The sequence below is a fragment of the Priestia sp. TRM10 genome (genome assembly GCF_057808375.1).
The window spans coordinates 18,704-37,318 of sequence record NZ_JBJZOT010000013.1; the positions used below are offsets into that span (position 1 = coordinate 18,704).

Here is an 18,615-nt window from a genome sequence, read left to right on the forward strand (position 1 = left end):
TCAAGATACCTTGGTAACACAAGGGAAGGAGGAAACTATAAAATGAAGCTTGATGAATTTTTTGTCACAGGTGAACCTTTAATCTACGGTGCTTATGTGTCCATTGCTGTGGCAACTTTAGGGATTATCTTCGTTTTAACCTATTTTAAAAAATGGAAATGGCTTTGGACAGAATGGATTCCAACAGTAGATCATAAAAAGATTGGTATTATGTACATCATTGCCTCACTTCTTATGCTTTTTCGCGGTGGTATAGATGGTATGTTAATGCGTACACAGCTCGCACTTCCAGAATTAAAAGTGTTAAGTTCCTCACACTATAATGAAATTTTTACAACACATGGAACAATTATGATCTTATTTATGGCTATGCCCTTTCTCATTGGGTTAATGAATATCGTTGTACCTCTTCAAATTGGAGCACGTGATGTAGCCTTTCCATTTTTAAATGCTATTAGTTTTTGGTCATTTTTTATGGGAGCAATGCTCTTTAACATTTCCTTTGTTATTGGGGGATCACCTGATGCAGGATGGACAGCTTATATGCCACTAGCTGGGAATGAGTTAAGTCCAGGCCCAGGCCAAAATTATTATTTATTAGGATTACAACTTTCAGGGATTGGTACGTTAGCTACAGGGATCAACTTCTTAGTCACTATCTTAAGAATGCGAGCTCCAGGGATGACATTAATGAAAATGCCAATCTTTACATGGTCAACGCTTATTACTTCAATCATTATTGTTTTTGCCTTTCCGGTGTTAACAGTAGCATTAGCATTGATGACCTTTGATAGATTATTTGGTTCTCACTTCTTTACGTTGGCAAACGGCGGTATGCCAATGATGTGGGCAAACTTGTTCTGGATTTGGGGACATCCTGAAGTTTATATTGTAATCTTACCGGCATTTGGTATATTCTCTGAAATTATTTGTACTTTTGCCCGTAAAACGTTATTTGGTTACAAAGCTATGGTGTTTTCAATGATTGCAATTGCAGGATTAAGTTTTATTGTATGGGTCCATCACTTTTTCACAATGGGGGCTGGCGCAGGAGTTAACTCATTTTTCTCCATAACGACAATGGCTATTTCTGTTCCAACAGGTGTTAAGATATTTAACTGGCTTTTAACCCTTTATAAAGGCCGTATTAAGATGACGGTTGCCATGATGTGGTCACTAGCGTTTATTCCAAACTTTGTTATTGGTGGGATAACAGGAGTTATGCTCGCCATGGCATCAGCTGATTACCAATATCATAATACATATTTTTTAGTAGCCCATTTTCATTATGTATTAGTCGCAGGAACTGTTTTTGCTTGTTTTGCAGGTCTTTATTATTGGTATCCAAAAGCATTTGGGCACATGCTTAATGAACGTTTGGGCAAGATTAGTTTTTGGTTGTTTATGATTGGGTTTAATGTCTGTTTCTTCCCCTTATATTTTGTAGGATTGATGGGAATGGCACGTCGTATGTACACCTATTCACCAGGACTTGGATGGACAGGCATAAATATTGTAGCAACAATTGGAGCATTCGGAATGGGATTAGGATTTATTGTATTAGTGTATAGCATCTATTACAGTGCACGCTATGGAAAGCGTGATGTAACAGGCGATCCATGGGATGGTCGTACATTTGAATGGATGATTCCATCACCACCGCCACATTATAATTTTGCTAAAATACCGAAAGTAAGCCGTCTAGACGAATATTGGTACTTGAAAAAGGAAAAAGGCTTCAAGGAAGCACGTGAAGTGAAAGAGGAAGAGTTAAAACCAATCCATATGCCTAACAAATCTCATGTACCAGCCATAATGTCAGTGTTCTTTTTTATTGCTGGATTTGGTCTTGTTTGGGAATGGTATTGGATGGCCATCCCGGGTTTAGTTGGAATTCTCGCTTGCATGGTTGTTCGTTCCTTTGATTATAATGATGGATTTTATTTAAGTGTTGAAGAAGTTAAAGAAGCACATAAAGTTGGGGAGGGCAATTAGCATATGGCAGAGTCTACACATATACATGACAAGAATGTCCCACTTGAATATTCAAAAGCCGAAGATCGGATGACTATCCTAGGCTTTTGGATATTCCTTGGGGCTGAGGTTGTATTATTTTCAACTTTATTTGCGACATATTTAGTGTTACATTCACGTCCTGCAGATGGCCCCACCTCTGCTGAGTTATTTAAGCCAGAGATTGTTCTGATTATGACATTTCTCTTGTTAACAAGCAGCTTTACAGGAAGTATGGCTATTCATTATTTACGTGCTCAGAAGATGAAGAAAATGATGGTTTGGTTGTTACTCACGATGTTGCTTGGGATTGGTTTTTTAGGATGTGAAATTTATGAATTTCATGAATATATTGCCCTTGAAGGTGTATCAATTAAGACAAGCGCCTTCTTATCTGGATTTTTTGTACTCGTTGGAACACACGGCCTTCATGTAACGCTTGGAATCGGTTGGTTAACGCTTGTTTTAATCCAATTAACTCAACGTGGATTTACACCGAGAACGGCCCGTAAAGTCTTTATAATCGGTCTTTATTGGCACTTCTTAGATATTGTTTGGTTGTTTATCTTTACACTAGTTTACTTATCAGGGATGGTGTTGTAACTGTGAATGAAAAAGAAAATATACAAGAGACTCATGATCGTTTTCCTTGGAAACTTGTCATTGGTTTTGTGTTATCAATCGTTCTGACACTTTTGACAGTATGGGTAGCCTTTAGATCTGGTTTTCAAGACAAAATGGTTCTTTCCCTTATGTTATTGTTAGCCTTCTTACAAGCGGGAATGCAACTTGTCCTATTCATGCATGTAAGAGAAGGATATGGAACTGTGCAAGTTAGTAACATGGTTCACGCTTTTTTTACAGCTATTATCATTGTAGCGGGTTCTGTTTGGGTAATGTCATTTGGGATGCATAATCATTAAAAACCTTCATCAATATAAAAGAATTGAGGTTGTTAGTAAGGATTTATTACTGAGTATGTGTCCCATTTGATGATATAATGAAAAAACTGAATTAGTGTTTGTTCATTAGGGGAATCCGCATGTGTTATAGAGTATGTTAGTAAGAAAAATGTAGTGTATATCTAACAATTAAGAAATAAAAAGCCCCTTGCCATGTTGCAAGGGGCTTTCCTTTGTTACGGAATACCTTATCTCAGCTTTACCTGATCTTTTTCTCTTTCCTCTTCAAGAAGAGAAGAGAGCATGGCTATGAGTGTTTCTTGTTCATTATTGATGTTGCCAAAAAACTCTTCATCAACAGCTTCTACAATAGGCAAAACATCTTTTACTTTTTGAGTCCCTTGCTTTGTTGTAGACAAGATCATCTCACGTTTGTCAGATGGGTTCTTTGAACGTATAATAAGTCCTTTTGCCTGTAGCGTTCTTACTACATCAGATACCATCATAATATTCGTTCCAGTAAAATCTGAAAGCTTTTTTTGCGTTACATTTTCTCCATGCGAACTTAAAAATTCATTCGCAGATAGTAGAATGAACTGCACATGAGTTAAATTAAAGGGACTAAGTTTTTTCGTAATTAGTCTCTGCCAAGCTCCAGTTACTTTCCACATCAGAAATCCAGGCCTTTCCTTCGGCACATTAAAGCGTGATTTCTCATTCACGTGATTTATCACCACTGTCTCTACAAATGTCATACAATGATTGAGATAAAGTGAGATAAGATTTATTCCATTATGACAATATACCCTGTTATTTATTTATTAAACTACTTTTTAAAAGTCGTTGTATGCTAAATCATAAAAAAGAAGATCTCTAGGAGAGAGATCTTCTTTCTTATTGTTTAATATTCAAGTGTTCTTTGAGTTCTGTTGAAAGCTTTTCACGTTCTGCCTCTGAAACAACATAGTAATAAACACCGTCTACTTTTTGTCCTTCCCCATTTACTTGAAGCTGTTCTAAGCTGTGTCTAGCTTCCTTGTAGTTGCTTTGGATATCTTTCATATTATCAAATGTTAAGTTTGTTTTTATATTTTTGCCAATGGTATCTAGAATCTCTCCATAGTTGGCAAGGGTGTTAAAACTAGCACCTTTTTTAATTACAGCTTGAATGATTTGACGCTGACGTTCTTGGCGCCCAAAGTCACCACGTGGATCTTCATAACGCATGCGTGAGAATTTTAATGCTTCTTCACCACTTAAAGAAATTTGGCCTTTTTTGAAATGAACACCATCATACGTGAAATCAAGGGAGTTATTTACCGTTACTCCTCCTACAGCGTCAACGATATCTTTGAAACTTTCCATATTCACTTGTACATAATAATCAACAGGAACATCTAAAAAGTTTTCAACTGTATCAACGGCCATATTAACCCCACCATAAGCATAAGCATGGTTAATTTTATCTGTTGTGCCATGGCCGATAATCTCAGCTCTTGTGTCGCGTGGAATGCTGACCATTTTCATTGATTTTGTTTCAGGGTTCACTGTCATTAAAATCATGGAATCTGAGCGACCTCTGTCACCTTCACGCTCATCTACCCCTAGTAAAAGAATAGATATTGGATCTTTTTCAGAAAATTTCACACCTTCATCTCGTTTCTCAGAAACTTTACGATGTAGTGCTTGATGTGTGCCATCAAGTGTATTTGCAAGTGAATGGTACATATAATAAGCAAATCCAAGTCCGCCTAAAATCAGGAGAATAAAAATAATGATGATTGTCTTTAAAAGCGTTCTTTTTTTCTTTGGTTTCTTCTTTGCTCTGCTTTCCATTATGTGTTAAGCCCTCATCTTTCCTATAGGTAGAAACAAATTCTTTCTTATTATATTACAAGACTTCCTAAAAAAGAAAGCTGTTTATATAGGTATAAAGAATGTGTATTTTGTATTTTTTTACAAATGTGAAGTTTGGTATGTAAAAAAAATACATTATCAATAGGTTATTTGATAAAAAACAAATTCCTTTTAAAAGAAAGAAGGATAGTAAGGGATAAGGTTAGAATACTAAATAAGGAGGGAAGTTCTGTTAGTTAGAAACACTTTCGTTTTTAGATGTGGAACATCTTTCATCATGGGATAAACATATAGGAGGTTTACAATGCCATTACTTAAATTTGATGTTATTGAAGGAAGAGATGAACAAAGTTTAAAAAATCTACTTGATGCAGCTCATCGTGCTATGCTAGAAGCATTTGGCGTACCTGAGCGCGATCGTTACCAAATTGTTCATCAACATCCACCACATGAATTGATTATCCAAGATACAGGGTTAGGATTCGAACGTAGCCAAGACCTTGTTGTTATTACAGTTACAAGTAAAGAGCGTACAGAAGAGCAAAAACAAAAGTTATATAAACTTTTAGCACAAGAACTTCATGAAAGCTGTGGAATTCGTCCAGAAGATATTATGGTTTCAATTGTAACAAATGGAGATGCAGACTGGAGCTTTGGAATGGGTGAAGCGCAATTTTTAACAGGTAAGTTATAAATAAAGAGTATGAAAGAAGAAACGTTAATCGTTTCTTCTTTTTTTATATAAAATACTTTGACATTTACGCAACGTCAAAGTGTATCGTTAATTTGTAAGGAGGGAGAAGAAATGGAATATACCGTTCAAAAGTTAGCCCGCTTAGCTGGTGTAAGTGCAAGAACACTTCGATATTATGATGAAATTAACCTTTTGAAGCCAGCGCGCATAAATTCCTCAGGATATCGAATTTATGGGGAACATGAAATCAATAAACTGCAGCAAATCCTATTTTATAGAGAGCTAGGTCTTCATTTGGAAAAGATTAAAGAGATTGTAGCTTCTCCAACTTTTGATCGTTACAAAGCATTAAAAGAACACCATCTGGGGCTTCTTGAAGAAAAAGAACGGATAAACAAACTTATTCAAAATGTAGAAAAAACAATATATGCAGAGGAGCAAAACGAGAAGATGAATGACAAAGAGAAGTTTGAAGGATTTAAAAAAGAGCTTGTTGAAGAGAATGAGAGAAAATATGGAAAAGAAATTCGTCAAAAGTATGGAGAAAAGGAAGTAGAACATTCAAATCAAAAAGTACTAAATATGACAGAGGAGCAATATAAAGAACTAACGGCTACTGAGAAGGAAATGTTCGAAAAACTAAAAAAAGCGTTTGAAGAAGGCGACCTACAGAGTGAAAATGCATTAAGAGCAGCAGAACTTCATAAAAAATGGCTTCTTTATTACTGGAATAGCTATAGTAAGGAAGCTCATAGAGGCCTTGGTGAGATGTATGTATCAGATGAGCGATTTAAGCAATACTATGATCAACATGGTGATGGATTAGCTGAGTTTTTAAGAGATGCCATTTATGCGTACACTGAAATGGAAAAATAGGCAATATAAAAAAACGGACACAATTTTTGTGACCGTTTTTTTAATGGATAAGGAGGTCTGCTTTTGTTCCTTTTTTAAGTGAAAAGTTAAATTCTTTTTCATCTTTATAATGAGGATTAGCAAAGATGGACTTTTCACCGCTATTTGTTAGCTTTTTAAATTGGGAAAGAGAATAAACTTCTTGCTTCTTCCAAGTCCAAATAGCATCCTCGCCAATTCGAGAATCATATACGTTACGATTCAAATGATTGTTTTTATTTTCTTTAAAATCATTGCTAATAAAAATACCTGAAGAACTTGCTGTAAAGACATTGTTCTCAATTGTATTGCCCTTTGTATTATATTGAAGAAGAAGTTGCCCACCGCCTAATTCTTTAAGATCATTCTTATATAAAACATTGTGAGTGATTAAAGAGTTTTTAGTACCTCCGCGCTTCTTGTCATATCCACCAATAGAGATGCCTGTGTAGTCATTATTATATAGGGTATTATGAGAAATCGTAATATCCTGAGCATCTTTCCCTTTATGCTCTGAAGTAGCTTCAATGCCAATATCGCTTTTGTAAACGATGTTGTTGTTGACTGTAAGATGATGTCCTCCATCAATATAAATTCCACCAGCTGCATAATCCTCACCATAAGCAGGATTGCCATAACTTGAAATATGATGCACCATATTATTTTCGATTTTTCCGTTTCTTACGTAGTCATGTTTTTTTGCAGTTCCTTCATAGCCAATTAAATCAATGCCGATATTATCGGAATATCTTACTGTATTGTTTGAAACAGAGAAGTTTGAAACGTTCCCATTTAACGCAAGTGATTCACTTGATCCAAGTGTTAGGTGCTCTAGTAAGTTTTCTTTAATAGTAAGGTTTGTAATCTCTTTTGTTCCATAAACCGCAATACCGTGAGCATTGCCATCTTGTCCTGTTGTTTTTATATGATGAACTTTGTTAGATAGCAGTTTAATTCCTGTTCCTTCCCCTGTAACATAAATCCCTATAGGAGTTTGATCTGTGAGAGAAGTAGATAAGTTGCAAATCTCGAGACCTTGAATCGTTATGTAGCTCTTGTCTTGAATTTTAACTAGTGCTGTTTCTTCTTCTTTCTCGGGAATATCACCGCCATCTAAAATGACGGGTTCCTTTTTATAAGGGCGAAATATGATAGGAGATGTAGATGTACCACTATGTTTAATCGTTAAGGACTCTTTATATGTCCCCCCTCGAATAAAGACTGTTGTTCCTTTCGTTGCTTCCTTGCTTGCTTTTTGAAGCGTTTTAAAAGGATGCTCTTTTGTTCCGTTATTATGATCATTTCCCTCATCTGAAACATATAAGCTGTTCGTTTCAGTTGGGGAAGATTGGCGCTTTTTTGAAACGATAACAATACTAATAATAAGGGCGATTAATATAATAAAAAACAGGCTCTTTTTCATTTAAAAAATTCCTTCCTTGAATTTTTTAATCTCTTCATATTCTCACAACTTATTCTTTTTTGCTATGTTTTTTGAGAGAATAAAAAACCGGTAGAGTAAATACTTCTACCGGTTTCAATTTACATTTCATAACATAGTGCATGAATAACATGACAAGTACACTTAATACCATTAAAAAAGTAATCAATGCAAATATTTTCATTTGGAGAATGATTATGTTGATCAAAATTAGCATAAGGAACAGTAATAGAAGGAGTTTTTAGAAGTTTTAGTAGATTGAAAATGTAAAAGATAGTATTTAAGGGGAGTAGGTGCAGAAACAAAGGGAAAGGAAAAATTCGATTCCCTATCCCTTTAGAACGCTAATTTTTCTCTTTTTTTAATAGGGCACGCACAGGGCTACCGTCTCCTTCTATAAGAGGAAGGGGAAGAGCGATAAGCTGATAGTGTCCAGAAGGAATATCGTCCAATATGAGTCCTTCTAAAATATGAATACCGGAGCTTGCTAACTTATGGTGATTAGGCAGTGTTTTACTTTTCATATGATCAACAGAAGGCAAGTCAAAACCAATAAGAAGCACTCCTATACTAGCGAGATAGTCAATGGCTTCTGATTCAAGCGTTGGAATTTCTTCTGGATAGACAGTACGATTCTGCCATGCATCAGTACGTATTAGGAGTCGTGTTACATTATCTAAATTTAATTTTTCTAATTCTTCTTTTTCGATTAATTGCCGATTTGGTAAGTGAACAACAACTGCAGAACCAATATATAAGTTAATGTCTAAATCAATTACTTTTTTCCCTTCATTATCAAAATGAAAAGGTGCATCAATGTGAGTGCCTGTATGAGTGCTCAAGGTTAGTTTGCCGATATTAACAGACCCACTTTCTTCTTTTGATACATCCACTTCGTATGAAAAAGGGGTATCTCCTGGCCATACAGCTATATTGTTATCAAGTCGCTGTGAAACATCTATCCACATCACAATTCCTCCATCTTTTAAATTTTTGTGCGAAGGCTCCACAGTTCAGGGAAGAAATGCTGATCAAGTGCTCTTTTTAAGTACGTTACCCCAGAAGATCCTCCTGTTCCAGTTTTATGACCAATAATTCTCTCAACTGTTGTCACATGATTGAAGCGCCACAATTGCTGTTGGCTTCCAATGTCAACTAGCTTTTCAGCTAGCTCATATAAATCCCAATATTGGTTAACATTGCGATAAACTTCAAGCCAAGCTAATTCGATGCTTTCATTTGGCTCATATTGTTCGGAATAGTCTCTGTTCAGACATTGCTCGTCAATGGGTAAGCCACGCCTAAACATAGCTTTGACTGCTTCATCATATATACTTGGCTCATGAAGTGCTTGCTGCATTTGATTGAAAAGCTTTTTATCATGTTTGTAGACAGCTAGAGTATGAGCATTTTTGTTTCCTAAAGAAAATTCAATAAGCCGATTTTGGTACGACTGAAACCCAGAAGACTTTCCAAGGTCGTCTCTAAATTCCATATATTCAGCAGGTGTTAAAGTTGAAAGGATGTTCCAAGATTGAATAAGCTGTTGTTGAATACGAGAAACACGAGAAAGCATTTTGAAAGAAGCTTCTAAATTATCATTGCGTATGCAGCTAATAGCGGCCTTCACTTCGTGCAAAATAAGCTTCATCCATAGTTCACTTGTCTGATGAATAATAATAAATAACATTTCGTCATGATGACCGGAAAGTCTTTGCTGGCTATCTAAAATTTTATGAAGATGAAGATAGTCACCATAAGACATTTCCTTTTGAAAGTCAGTTTGAATATTTTGCTCTGGGCGAGAATTGTTTTTTGACGTCATATTTTTCATTCCTCCTATGAAATTTAGCAATTGATATTAAGCAATAATTTCACGCTCATTTTTATATTGTTTATAATGCTCTTTTTGCATAATTTCTTTTAATGTTTGAACAACATTCCATATTTCTTCATAGGAGGTATAGAGCGCAACAGGAGCAAGACGAATGATATTTGGTGACCTAAAGTCAGGTATGATGCTGTATTCTTTAAGGGATTTACAAATGCGAGCGGCTTCTTTATGCTCAAGACTTAGATGACCTCCGCGTTCATTAGCATTTTTAGGACTTCCGATAGTGAAAGAAAAGGGTAATAAATAATGATTTACGAGTTTGATAAGGTAGTCTGTCATGGCTACGGACTTTTCACGAATCTTTTCTATACCAGCTTCATGGAAGATTTCAAGAGACCCAATTAAAGGGGCAAGGCTTAGCAGGTGAGGAGTGCCAATCTGGTAAGCGCTAGCTGTGTCAGCAGGTGTCAATGTATGCTCCATATCAAACTGTTTTTCTTTATTAGAACTAAACCAACCAGCAAGACCTGGAGAAGTGCCAAAATGTTTATGATTTACATATAAACTTCCAACAGCTCCTGGTCCGCCATTAAGATGTTTATAATTACACCAATAGGCAAAATCAATATCCCACTTATTGAAAAGGTGAGGGATAGCACCAATAGAGTGACAAGCATCAAAGCCAACTAAAATGCCGCGTTTATGAGCTTCTTTTGTTAATATCTCCATATCTAGAATTTGGCCGCTTCGATATAGGACAGTAGGGAGGATCATAATAGCAATATCTTCAGTCATCAATTCGATAATGTCTTCCGTATATAAAAAGCGACCGTCTCTGCTTTTTACTCTAATAAGATGTGTTTCAGGGTCATAACCATGTGTATGCAGTTGACTTTGAATAGCGTAAATATCGGAAGGGAAATTAAGTTCATCAGCTAAGATTTTAGTTCGTGTTCCTTTTGGATGATAAAATGTAGAGAGCAACTGATGAAGGTTAACAGTTGTTGAGCCTGTTACAATCACTTCTTCAGCAGAGGCACCCAGGAGTGGAGCCAGTTTTTCACCGAGGTTTTCTGATAACGTAAACCAAGGATGCTTGCCTGATGACCAACCATCAATCCCTAAGTTCTTCCAATCATCAACAACTTCCAAAAGAGTTCTCTCAGCTCTTTTAGAGAGAAGTCCTAATGAATTTCCATCCATATAAATGGAGTCTTCCTTCAAATAAAATTCTTGTCTAAAAGAAGCTAGAATATCCTGTTCGTCAAGATTTTTAGCATATTCGAGTGTGGGTTGAAACGAAGAGAAAGGCATGATTAATCAATCTCCTTGCTACATTATTTTTAGAAATCATATCAACAATATGACATGATGTCAATTTAATATTCAGAAAATTTATTTTATTTTCAAGCTTCCTATACTTTTCTTTTATTTGTGAAACTTATATGCTAATAGAAAGAGGAGGAAAGTGCGATGAAAGAGCATGAAATAGAAGATAAGCGTCATCTTCGATCGCTTGTTACCCGCCAAAAAATTTTAGAAGCGTCAAGATATATATTTTTGCAGGAAGGATTTCAAAAAACGACGATTTCACAAGTAATAAAAAAAGCAAAAGTAGGATATGGAACAGCATACGTTCATTTTAATGGAAAAGAAGCGTTGCTTTCTGTGTTAATGGAGGAAGTGATGAATCAATTTTATGAGATTGCAGAAACGCCTTTTTTTCCAAAAACAAAACAAGAAGCTAAAGAAATTATCGAAAAACAAGCATATCGTTTTCTCAAGATGGCTGAAACAGAGCGGGAGATTATGAGGGTTTTTCAAGAAGCCATAGGTATGTCAGATGTTATTGCACATCAGTGGAAAGATATCCGAAAACAGTTTGTTGCACATATATCAAAAGACATTCTTTACGTTCAGGAACATCATTTAGCACGAGGTGATGTGAAGGCACAAATTGTGGCAAAAGGCTGGTTTTTTATGAACGAAATGTATTTATGGGAAATTGTTCAAAATGAACATGATGGAAGTGTGGAAGAAATTTCACAATCTATTGCTTCTTTATATGTTGATGGTCTATACGGTGAAGAAGAGGAAAAGAGATGAACATTAGTCAAATAGTGATAAAAGAAAGGAAAAGAAAAGTAAGAGAAGCGATCTTAGACATGAAACAAAAAGAAGTTCATCGGATTCGCGCTCGAATCCCTATAGAATATACATCAGAATTTTATCTTTATAGAGTATCTCAAAAACAATTTCATGATGAACTAGATGCTTATATTACACTTTGGGTTCAAATGTTGGACGATGATGAAGAATGGATATATAGGATAGATGAAGAGGTTACAAATGGAATTTATACATACTGGATTCAAAACAAAATGAAAGACTATACCTTTCAAAGACTAGATGTAAAAGAAGTAAAAGAGTATATTCTAGGTGGAGCAGCAGTGATGATCAGAAGTGAAAATATAGAATATGAATATGGAAGGCTCTCTCCCTCTTTTAGGCTAAATGGGCCCCTTATTTCCTCATTAGAACTTCGCTATGTGAAGAGCTATGCAGGATATAGAGAAATCTTTTTTGAGTCAGAACAAGAGTACGGGCTTTTTGTAGAATAAAAAGACCTGTACTCTTATTTTATTATTTTTTATATTTATTTCGAAGCTTTCTTTTGGCAAGCTTTCCCCACGTTTTTACAGTTTGGGGGGAAACATTATAGCGGGATGCAATATCTTCAAAGCTCCTATCGTTTATAATCCTCTCTTCAACATAAACTTTCTCACGAGGAGTTAGGCATGTACAGTATTCGGCAAGGAGAAGTTTTTGAAGAATCTGATCTTGAGCAGGTTCTGTTATCAGTTCTAGAGTATCGTGTTCCATTTGGACGCTTCGCTGTAGAAAGAGACTTTGTTTATAAAGTATCTTTAACACTTCACCGCGTATTGTTGTATAAGCAAATGTTGAGAAATTTCCTTTGTGTTCTTCAAATCGATTTGCTGCATACCAAAGACCGATAAGAGCAGTTTGATAATATTCTTCATAATCCAATTTGATGTGTAACTTGTGTAAGATGGAATGAATCATTGGATCATATTCTTCTTTTAATGTTTCGAATTTATTGTTCTCCACTGCTAAACTCCTTCAGTGCAAAAGCTTTTGCATATATTGCCGCGGTAATTTCACTGTACGTAATAAAAGATGAAAAAGCTAAAAAGCTAAAAAAATGTTAAAAATGTTATTATCAAGAACAAAATTATGTAATAAATACGGACGTTAAAGGCCAAACATGAAGAAAATGATATGAAATTTTCTTTTTATCAAAAAAAATTTGTTCTTTACTTTGAAAGCGTTTTCAAATATAATGGTTATAGGTTGGGTAGCATGCGTGGCTACCACGGCATATGGCGAAGGCGGAGCCAATGCACGAGTTAGACATAAGAAAATCTTCTAATTATTGCCTACATTACGTAACACTGCAGGTTTTAACCTTCTCATTTCTCACGGAAAAGCCCTCTGATAATGCTCATCAGAGGGCTTTTCGTCATTGTCTAAAACTGCTGTTTTGTATAAAAAAAGAAAAGTAGGAAAAGATACAAAAAAAGAATGTAGTTGAGGATGCATATGATAAGAAAACTATTTATGAAGCAGGAGTTCAATCGAAAAAAACTGTGGCTTTATTTTATCCTTGATATTGTAGCGCTAGCTTTACTTATCTTAAATTCATTTATAAAGGTTCCATCTGGTTTTTGGGGAACTAGTTTATTAATATTTTTTCTTTTGCTTTTAGGCTTGTGTCTTTTTTTACTTGCTGAATTTGTTATTCTTATTCCCAAAACAAATGAATCACTTCCAAGCATTTTTACTGGCTCAGCATTAGTGATTTCTTTAATGATCATTACGTATGCAGATATTTATTTGCAAATTTATCATCTAAAAGGTGGGCAAACCTTTTCGGGAACGTACCTTACAGGGGAGGATTTCCTTTACTATAGTATTACAACCTTTACAACAACAGGCTATGGCGATGTCTCGTCATCACATATTGTTTCAAATGCAGTTGCTTCTCTTGAAATGATGACAGGTTTTATGAGTAATACTCTCTTAATGGGGATATTAACAGCAAAGCTTGTTAATAAAGGAATCAAGGTTAAAGGAGACGATCGTTCTAAAGAATAGCAGATGATGCATAAAGATAATAAATGTTTGTTAATCTGTTCACCTATAAATGATACAATAGAGAGAATGGAGTATATTGAGAAAGGGAGATAATTAAAGATGAGTGAAAACATACGTTTACATAAAGATGCGATTGAAATGCTTAAGGAGACGAGCCGTACCTTTTTTATTCCAATTACGTACTTGTCAGAAGGTTTAAAAGAAGCTGTCGGTTCTGCCTACTTATGCATGAGAGCAATTGATGAAATTGAAGATCACCCTGAATTGGAAAAGAAAGCAAAAGCAGCACTGCTTCGTTCTGTAAGTGCTCTTTTAAGAAAGGGTGTTTCTAAAGAAGAATTAGCAAAGCTTTTCGCTCCTTATCAAAATATTCTTCCTGAAGTTACGCTTAGGTTAGCAGACTGGATTGAATATTGTCCTGAAAATGTTGTAGATCAAGTGCTAGATGCAACAGCCATTATGGGAGAAGGAATGGCTGATTGGGCTTTGAAAGATTGGGAGATTAAAAGTGAACAAGATTTAGATGACTATACGTACTATGTAGCAGGCTTAGTTGGCGTTATGCTTTCAGACATTTGGAAGTGGCATTCTGATATCGAAACAGATAAAGATCTAGCAATCGGATTTGGACGTGGGCTGCAGTCAGTGAATATTCTAAGAAATAGAAGTGAAGATTTACAAAGGGGTGGTGTTGATTTCTTTCCAGAAGGTTGGGAAGTCGCAGATATGTTTGCATATGCTCGTCGCAATTTAAAGCTTGGTGAAGAGTATACAAAAGCAATCAAATCTGGTCCAATTCTAGATTTTTGTAAAATTCCACTTGCTCTTGCAAAGGCTACACTTCAAGCATTAGAAGAAGGAAAAGAGAAAATGACGAGACAGGATGTTAACAGTGTTGTAAATCGCGTTGTTGAGTAAAAAAAGGAACCCAGGCTCTGGGTTCCTTTTTTTATGTGCTATTGTCAATGCCATCTTGGTGAATTGGCTTTTTGGCTGTTTCAGGAACAAATAAAAGCCCAATCACAGCTATAATAGCAACTCCTACAAGAAAGAAGGAAGGAGTAAGCGAACTTTGAGATAAGGAAGTAAGAGCTGTAATAATAAAAGGAGCTCCTCCTCCGAATATAGCTGTGGAGATATTATACGAAAACGAATATCCGCTGTTGCGAACCCGACTTGGAAATAAAGGCGGAAGAGCTGCAGGCTGAGCACCAACGAAAAGCGAAACAAGAATTCCTAATAATAAAAAGCCAAAGAGAGGTCCGAAGTTTCCTCCATCCTTGATGAGCCAAAAAATAGGCACAGCATTTATGATAGCCAGGATACTTGATAAAAACATAAAAAGTTTGCGTCCAAAATGATCGCTTAAAACGCCAACAAAGGGAATAAGAAAAATCATAAAGATCATTCCGATGATGGTTATAAGTAAGGAACTGCTTGCCGAAAGTCCAATTTCGGTTTCAAAGTAAGAAGGGAGATAAGTTAAAAGGGTGTAGTATGCTCCATTTGCAAAAGCAATACAGCAAAAAGTTGTCAAGAGAGGTTTCCGAGCAGTTGAGAACATTTCTTTAAACGGTTTTTCGGATAAAGAATCTTCCTTCTGTAATTTAGAAAAAACGGGTGTGTCATCTACTTTTGTACGTAAATACATACCAATTAAGGCTAAAGGTAGAGATAAGATAAACGGGATGCGCCAACCCCATAGATTCATAGCATCTGCACTTAAGATGGAGGTAAGAAGAGCAACAGAGCTTGCTCCAATGATATAACCAAAAAGCACACCAGATTCAAGGAAACTTGTAAATAAACCTCTTTTTTTGTATGGAGCAGATTCTGTCATAAAAACGGTAGCTGCTCCATATTCTCCCCCTGCAGCTAGACCTTGAATCATTCGCATTACAACTAACAAAATAGTAGCCCCTATTCCAAATGATTCATAACTAGGAATAATTCCAATAGCTGCTGTTGAAAGCGACATAAGAACGATTGTTATTGTCAAAATCTTTTTTCGACCTAATCGATCTCCAATAGATCCAAAAATAATACCACCAAGCGGTCTAAAAAAGAAGGAAATTGCAAAAAGAGCAAAAGCATATAAAAAGGCAGTTGTTGTGCTGCCAGAAGGGAAGAACTGAGTACCGATAATTCCTGCTGTGTAGCTATATACGCCATACTCATACCATTCTACAACGTTTCCCATAGCAGTAGCTATCGTTGCTTTTTTCATTTTTGTGTTCGTTTGATTTTTGACCATTTCTCCTTTCTCCTTTCAATTGTCTTTCTTGTTATTTAGCCTTATAGAACGCTTGATAAACAGAAAAATCAGAAAAAAGAGTAATGTACAAAACTTTTAGCTTTGTACACTACTCTTTTTTTAAGCGTTTCTGATAAAGTTTAATTTCATCAATAATTTCTTGGCGTTCATCTTCCTCATTTTCAAGTGAAATTCCATATTGAAAACTTTCTTGAACAGGTCTTTTCCAAAGGATTGTCCCATTATAAGAAAGTTTAGTACTATTTATTGTGAAAGAAACGTTAATTTCAATTTTTTGATTGGTTTCAATAGGAAGTTCTAATGGCGATTGAAGGCGCAGTCCGTTTGGGCTTATGTCAATAACTGTGACGCTGCCGCTTCTGCTTTGCACCTGTTTACCATTCCGCCGAATAATGGAAAAAAGCCCTTTTACCGGTGATTCGAATTGAAAGCGAAAACCTTCATTACGTCGATACTGCATCTAGTTATTCCTCCCGCTGCTCTATTCACTCTTTATTATAAAAGAGTAGGGAAGAAAAAGGAATTTATTTTCTTTTACAGAAGGCGAAAGAGAAATGTAATGCTTTTATCTTTTGCAATATGCTCTGGAAAAAGAGGGCGACACTGTAATGGGGCAAGGGTAATATTTGCTTCTTTGTAAAGGATATCAATATGTTCAGAGCAAATATATTGGTTGTTTTGTTTATAGTTAGGAACTTTAAATACAATACGAAGTAGAATTTTTAGAATTTCAAATTTATCATAGTGTCTATTTAGAAGGGAAATCCCTTTATCAATTAGTCTTTTTTTCTCTTCTTCTGAGACGTTATCGCTCATAAATTTATCATGTCTAGCGATAAATAGTTTGCCTCTATAGCTTTCATTTTTATTTTCATAATTTTTAAAGTAGTGGGAGAGTGGAACAATACGTACACCATCATCCTCAACACTTTCCATTACTAGAATACGGTTTTCCCATTTGACAATAACCCCAACATGACTGAAAGAAGAACGTGAAAAAAATCCAATGAGACGACTTATCATATAATGACCAGAGCAAAGTAAGATATCGCCTGTCTGAACTTTTGATAAAGCTTCTTCATAAGAATAAAAAGGCAAATTTTGAATAATAATCATCTCCTTTGCTGTATTATATCGATTTTTTCATATTTGGTATGGGGGGAATGGAAACAATATATAGAAGAAAAAAACCATTCATATTGAATGGCTTTCTTTATATAGAGCTTATTTTTAATTTCGTAAATAAGGTGTTTTTCATTGGAATAGAGCCGTTTTCAGGAAGCTAAGCAGTCAGAAAACAGATTACTAAAAACGCAATAAGGGAGCGGAAAAGTAGCATTAAAATTCCTCCTTGCTCTAATTGCTTTTGCTACTTTTAGTATAAAGGAAAAACGTAAATTCGGTATCAAAATAATATTACAGTTATGTAAAAAAACAGGGAGGTAAGAGTTAATGCATAAAACTGATCTTATTCAGCGGCCAATATCTCATGTTCACTTCCCCAACAATATTATCGATTTTAATAAGCCCAAAATGGCGCCCATCATTGCTTATAGGACGATTATCGCCTAATACAAGGACATAGTCTTTAGGAATCTTAGCTAGGCCTACTATTTCTTTTAGGGTGAAATCATTCGTTACTTGTTCATAGGGTAATTTTTCTTGCTTTGCTTTGCTTAAATAAGGTTCAGCTGTTTTTTGTCCATTTACATAAAGAACATCGTTTTTGAACGAGATATTTTCACCAGGCAGGCCCACAATTCGCTTTACAAGATATTCTTCCTTATGCTCGGGAGATTTTAAAACGACGAGATCTGCTCGCTGGGGCTTTCCATACTTATAGTTTACTTTATTGACGACAATTTTGTTTCCATCTTTTAAGTTAGGTAGCATTGAATCCCCTTTTACTGTATAAGGTTGGAAGAAGAAATGTTGAATAAAAAAGGATAAAATAATAGCTAATATGATGGTTTTTACATAAGACCAAAGTTCGCTTTTTGTACTTTTTGTCAAGCTACAATTCGCTCCTTTTAATAAAGATAGTTGGATGCTATGCAACACAAAGAAGGCTAGTACATTTCCCTGTACTAACCTTCTACATCTTTATTTATTTAGCCTGCTCTTTATACCAACATTTTTATTTTCGGAAGAAGATATTTCTTTTTCCTTCTTTTTTGCGGCCGTTGGATGGTCTTTGTCAGCTTCAATAGAAGGAGGTACTGATGCTCCATTTTTTTGAAGTTGACGGATTTGACTCTGAAGACGAATGATTTTAACCAAACTCAATGATACAGCTACAACGCCACCAAATACAGCAGAGCCAAGAATAACGAGAATCAGTGGCCAGTCTTGTGTACCGAATACGTAGTTAAACTGAACGGGTTCATCATTTACAATAGCTAAAATAGCAACGATAAGAGCAAAAACAAGAGCTAAAATAAAATAGCGTTGTCCTTTCATAAAAAAACTCTCCTTTTTAGGTGGATCAGTATTTTTATGTTTATACCCCTCAATTATAAGTATGAA

21 protein-coding genes are annotated in these 18,615 nt (G+C 35.5%); 9 read left to right on the forward strand and 12 right to left on the reverse strand.

Features of this window, described 5'->3' with window-relative positions; all coding sequences use genetic code 11:
• Nucleotides 1-42: 42 nt before the first annotated feature.
• Genes qoxB through qoxD form a run of 3 tightly spaced genes read left to right on the forward strand, consistent with a single transcriptional unit; the run spans nt 43 to nt 2,936 of the window.
• Entirely contained in the window at nt 43-1,995 is a 1,953-nt protein-coding gene (qoxB, locus tag ACK3CR_RS11375; protein ID WP_243514102.1) for a cytochrome aa3 quinol oxidase subunit I, read from the forward strand.
• Between the two features lie 3 nt (nt 1,996-1,998).
• Nucleotides 1,999-2,616: a cytochrome aa3 quinol oxidase subunit III gene (qoxC, locus tag ACK3CR_RS11380; protein ID WP_243514100.1), complete on the forward strand. Its 618-nt coding sequence runs from the start codon at nt 1,999-2,001 to the stop codon at nt 2,614-2,616.
• Between the two features lie 2 nt (nt 2,617-2,618).
• Nucleotides 2,619-2,936 carry a cytochrome aa3 quinol oxidase subunit IV gene (gene qoxD / locus ACK3CR_RS11385; protein ID WP_243514087.1) on the forward strand — a complete coding sequence of 106 codons (318 nt, stop codon included), beginning with the start codon at nt 2,619-2,621 and terminating at the stop codon, nt 2,934-2,936.
• Nucleotides 2,937-3,163: 227 nt separating this feature from the next.
• Here the strand turns inward: qoxD and ACK3CR_RS11390 are convergent, their stop codons facing one another.
• Entirely contained in the window at nt 3,164-3,637 is a 474-nt protein-coding gene (locus ACK3CR_RS11390; protein WP_328123260.1) for a MarR family winged helix-turn-helix transcriptional regulator, read from the reverse strand.
• A gap of 172 nt (nt 3,638-3,809) precedes the next feature.
• Entirely contained in the window at nt 3,810-4,751 is a 942-nt protein-coding gene (tagU, locus tag ACK3CR_RS11395; RefSeq protein WP_243514080.1) for a polyisoprenyl-teichoic acid--peptidoglycan teichoic acid transferase TagU, read from the reverse strand.
• 325 nt (nt 4,752-5,076) lie between these two features.
• Between tagU and ACK3CR_RS11400 the strand changes: the two genes are divergently transcribed.
• Both ACK3CR_RS11400 and ACK3CR_RS11405 read left to right on the forward strand, forming a co-directional pair.
• Nucleotides 5,077-5,466, forward strand: coding sequence for a tautomerase family protein (locus tag ACK3CR_RS11400; protein WP_061803422.1), 390 nt, complete (start codon nt 5,077-5,079; stop codon nt 5,464-5,466).
• 111 nt (nt 5,467-5,577) lie between these two features.
• Complete coding sequence (locus tag ACK3CR_RS11405; protein WP_488975458.1) at nt 5,578-6,342, forward strand: MerR family transcriptional regulator; 765 nt, start codon at nt 5,578-5,580, stop codon at nt 6,340-6,342.
• Between the two features lie 40 nt (nt 6,343-6,382).
• Here ACK3CR_RS11405 and ACK3CR_RS11410 read toward each other — a convergent pair whose 3' ends face one another.
• The 4 genes from ACK3CR_RS11410 to kynU form a co-directional block, all read right to left on the reverse strand.
• Entirely contained in the window at nt 6,383-7,783 is a 1,401-nt protein-coding gene (locus ACK3CR_RS11410; protein WP_328123263.1) for a right-handed parallel beta-helix repeat-containing protein, read from the reverse strand.
• 362 nt (nt 7,784-8,145) lie between these two features.
• Nucleotides 8,146-8,769 (reverse strand): arylformamidase, encoded by a 624-nt coding sequence (kynB, locus tag ACK3CR_RS11415; RefSeq protein ID WP_328123265.1) that lies wholly within the window; start codon nt 8,767-8,769, stop codon nt 8,146-8,148.
• Between the two features lie 17 nt (nt 8,770-8,786).
• Nucleotides 8,787-9,626, reverse strand: coding sequence for a tryptophan 2,3-dioxygenase (gene kynA / locus ACK3CR_RS11420; RefSeq protein WP_410914682.1), 840 nt, complete (start codon nt 9,624-9,626; stop codon nt 8,787-8,789).
• Between the two features lie 36 nt (nt 9,627-9,662).
• Complete coding sequence (gene kynU, locus ACK3CR_RS11425) at nt 9,663-10,949, reverse strand: kynureninase (RefSeq protein ID WP_488975459.1); 1,287 nt, start codon at nt 10,947-10,949, stop codon at nt 9,663-9,665.
• Between the two features lie 159 nt (nt 10,950-11,108).
• Between kynU and ACK3CR_RS11430 the strand changes: the two genes are divergently transcribed.
• Both ACK3CR_RS11430 and ACK3CR_RS11435 read left to right on the forward strand, forming a co-directional pair.
• Nucleotides 11,109-11,741, forward strand: a complete 633-nt coding sequence (locus ACK3CR_RS11430) for a TetR/AcrR family transcriptional regulator (protein ID WP_243514063.1) — start codon at nt 11,109-11,111, stop codon at nt 11,739-11,741.
• On the forward strand, nt 11,738-12,256 hold the full coding sequence (locus ACK3CR_RS11435; RefSeq protein WP_488975460.1) for a hypothetical protein: 519 nt from the start codon (nt 11,738-11,740) through the stop codon (nt 12,254-12,256). Before ACK3CR_RS11430 ends, ACK3CR_RS11435 begins: the two co-directional genes overlap by 4 nt.
• A gap of 22 nt (nt 12,257-12,278) precedes the next feature.
• On the opposite strand, the gene ACK3CR_RS11440 is transcribed toward ACK3CR_RS11435, so the two are convergent.
• Entirely contained in the window at nt 12,279-12,767 is a 489-nt protein-coding gene (locus ACK3CR_RS11440) for a sigma-70 family RNA polymerase sigma factor (RefSeq protein WP_488975461.1), read from the reverse strand.
• A 492-nt stretch (nt 12,768-13,259) separates the two neighbouring features.
• Between ACK3CR_RS11440 and ACK3CR_RS11445 the strand changes: the two genes are divergently transcribed.
• A complete protein-coding gene (locus tag ACK3CR_RS11445) occupies nt 13,260-13,814 on the forward strand; it encodes an ion channel (protein ID WP_243514055.1) in 555 nt (184 codons plus the stop codon).
• A 99-nt stretch (nt 13,815-13,913) separates the two neighbouring features.
• A complete protein-coding gene (locus ACK3CR_RS11450; protein ID WP_488975462.1) occupies nt 13,914-14,732 on the forward strand; it encodes a squalene/phytoene synthase family protein in 819 nt (272 codons plus the stop codon).
• Between the two features lie 31 nt (nt 14,733-14,763).
• Here ACK3CR_RS11450 and ACK3CR_RS11455 read toward each other — a convergent pair whose 3' ends face one another.
• The 5 genes from ACK3CR_RS11455 to ACK3CR_RS11475 all read right to left on the reverse strand — a co-directional run bounded on the left by ACK3CR_RS11455 (nt 14,764) and on the right by ACK3CR_RS11475 (nt 18,549).
• Nucleotides 14,764-16,068, reverse strand: coding sequence for an MFS transporter (locus ACK3CR_RS11455; RefSeq protein WP_488975463.1), 1,305 nt, complete (start codon nt 16,066-16,068; stop codon nt 14,764-14,766).
• A gap of 109 nt (nt 16,069-16,177) precedes the next feature.
• Complete coding sequence (locus ACK3CR_RS11460) at nt 16,178-16,549, reverse strand: PilZ domain-containing protein (RefSeq protein ID WP_243514047.1); 372 nt, start codon at nt 16,547-16,549, stop codon at nt 16,178-16,180.
• 74 nt (nt 16,550-16,623) lie between these two features.
• Nucleotides 16,624-17,205 (reverse strand): YiiX/YebB-like N1pC/P60 family cysteine hydrolase, encoded by a 582-nt coding sequence (locus tag ACK3CR_RS11465; RefSeq protein WP_243514045.1) that lies wholly within the window; start codon nt 17,203-17,205, stop codon nt 16,624-16,626.
• Between the two features lie 333 nt (nt 17,206-17,538).
• Nucleotides 17,539-18,102, reverse strand: coding sequence for a signal peptidase I (gene lepB / locus ACK3CR_RS11470; protein WP_243514042.1), 564 nt, complete (start codon nt 18,100-18,102; stop codon nt 17,539-17,541).
• A 90-nt stretch (nt 18,103-18,192) separates the two neighbouring features.
• Nucleotides 18,193-18,549 carry a LapA family protein gene (locus ACK3CR_RS11475; RefSeq protein WP_243514041.1) on the reverse strand — a complete coding sequence of 119 codons (357 nt, stop codon included), beginning with the start codon at nt 18,547-18,549 and terminating at the stop codon, nt 18,193-18,195.
• Between the last annotated feature and the right edge of the window lie 66 nt (nt 18,550-18,615).

Bases quoted from the DNA above. Each gene is read 5' to 3' on its own strand.
- ACK3CR_RS11460 (WP_243514047.1), bottom strand. From the start codon at position 16,549: ATGCAGTATCGACGTAATGAAGGTTTTCGCTTTCAATTCGAATCACCG.
- ACK3CR_RS11450 (WP_488975462.1), top strand. From the start codon at position 13,914: ATGAGTGAAAACATACGTTTACATAAAGATGCGATTGAAATGCTTAAG.
- ACK3CR_RS11435 (WP_488975460.1), top strand. From the start codon at position 11,738: ATGAACATTAGTCAAATAGTGATAAAAGAAAGGAAAAGAAAAGTAAGA.
- kynB (WP_328123265.1), bottom strand. From the start codon at position 8,769: ATGTGGATAGATGTTTCACAGCGACTTGATAACAATATAGCTGTATGG.
- ACK3CR_RS11400 (WP_061803422.1), top strand. From the start codon at position 5,077: ATGCCATTACTTAAATTTGATGTTATTGAAGGAAGAGATGAACAAAGT.
- ACK3CR_RS11455 (WP_488975463.1), bottom strand. From the start codon at position 16,068: ATGGTCAAAAATCAAACGAACACAAAAATGAAAAAAGCAACGATAGCT.
- ACK3CR_RS11405 (WP_488975458.1), top strand. From the start codon at position 5,578: ATGGAATATACCGTTCAAAAGTTAGCCCGCTTAGCTGGTGTAAGTGCA.
- tagU (WP_243514080.1), bottom strand. From the start codon at position 4,751: ATGGAAAGCAGAGCAAAGAAGAAACCAAAGAAAAAAAGAACGCTTTTA.
- ACK3CR_RS11430 (WP_243514063.1), top strand. From the start codon at position 11,109: ATGAAAGAGCATGAAATAGAAGATAAGCGTCATCTTCGATCGCTTGTT.
- ACK3CR_RS11475 (WP_243514041.1), bottom strand. From the start codon at position 18,549: ATGAAAGGACAACGCTATTTTATTTTAGCTCTTGTTTTTGCTCTTATC.
- ACK3CR_RS11410 (WP_328123263.1), bottom strand. From the start codon at position 7,783: ATGAAAAAGAGCCTGTTTTTTATTATATTAATCGCCCTTATTATTAGT.
- qoxB (WP_243514102.1), top strand. From the start codon at position 43: ATGAAGCTTGATGAATTTTTTGTCACAGGTGAACCTTTAATCTACGGT.
- qoxC (WP_243514100.1), top strand. From the start codon at position 1,999: ATGGCAGAGTCTACACATATACATGACAAGAATGTCCCACTTGAATAT.
- ACK3CR_RS11445 (WP_243514055.1), top strand. From the start codon at position 13,260: ATGATAAGAAAACTATTTATGAAGCAGGAGTTCAATCGAAAAAAACTG.
- ACK3CR_RS11465 (WP_243514045.1), bottom strand. From the start codon at position 17,205: ATGATTATTATTCAAAATTTGCCTTTTTATTCTTATGAAGAAGCTTTA.
- kynA (WP_410914682.1), bottom strand. From the start codon at position 9,626: ATGACGTCAAAAAACAATTCTCGCCCAGAGCAAAATATTCAAACTGAC.
- kynU (WP_488975459.1), bottom strand. From the start codon at position 10,949: ATGCCTTTCTCTTCGTTTCAACCCACACTCGAATATGCTAAAAATCTT.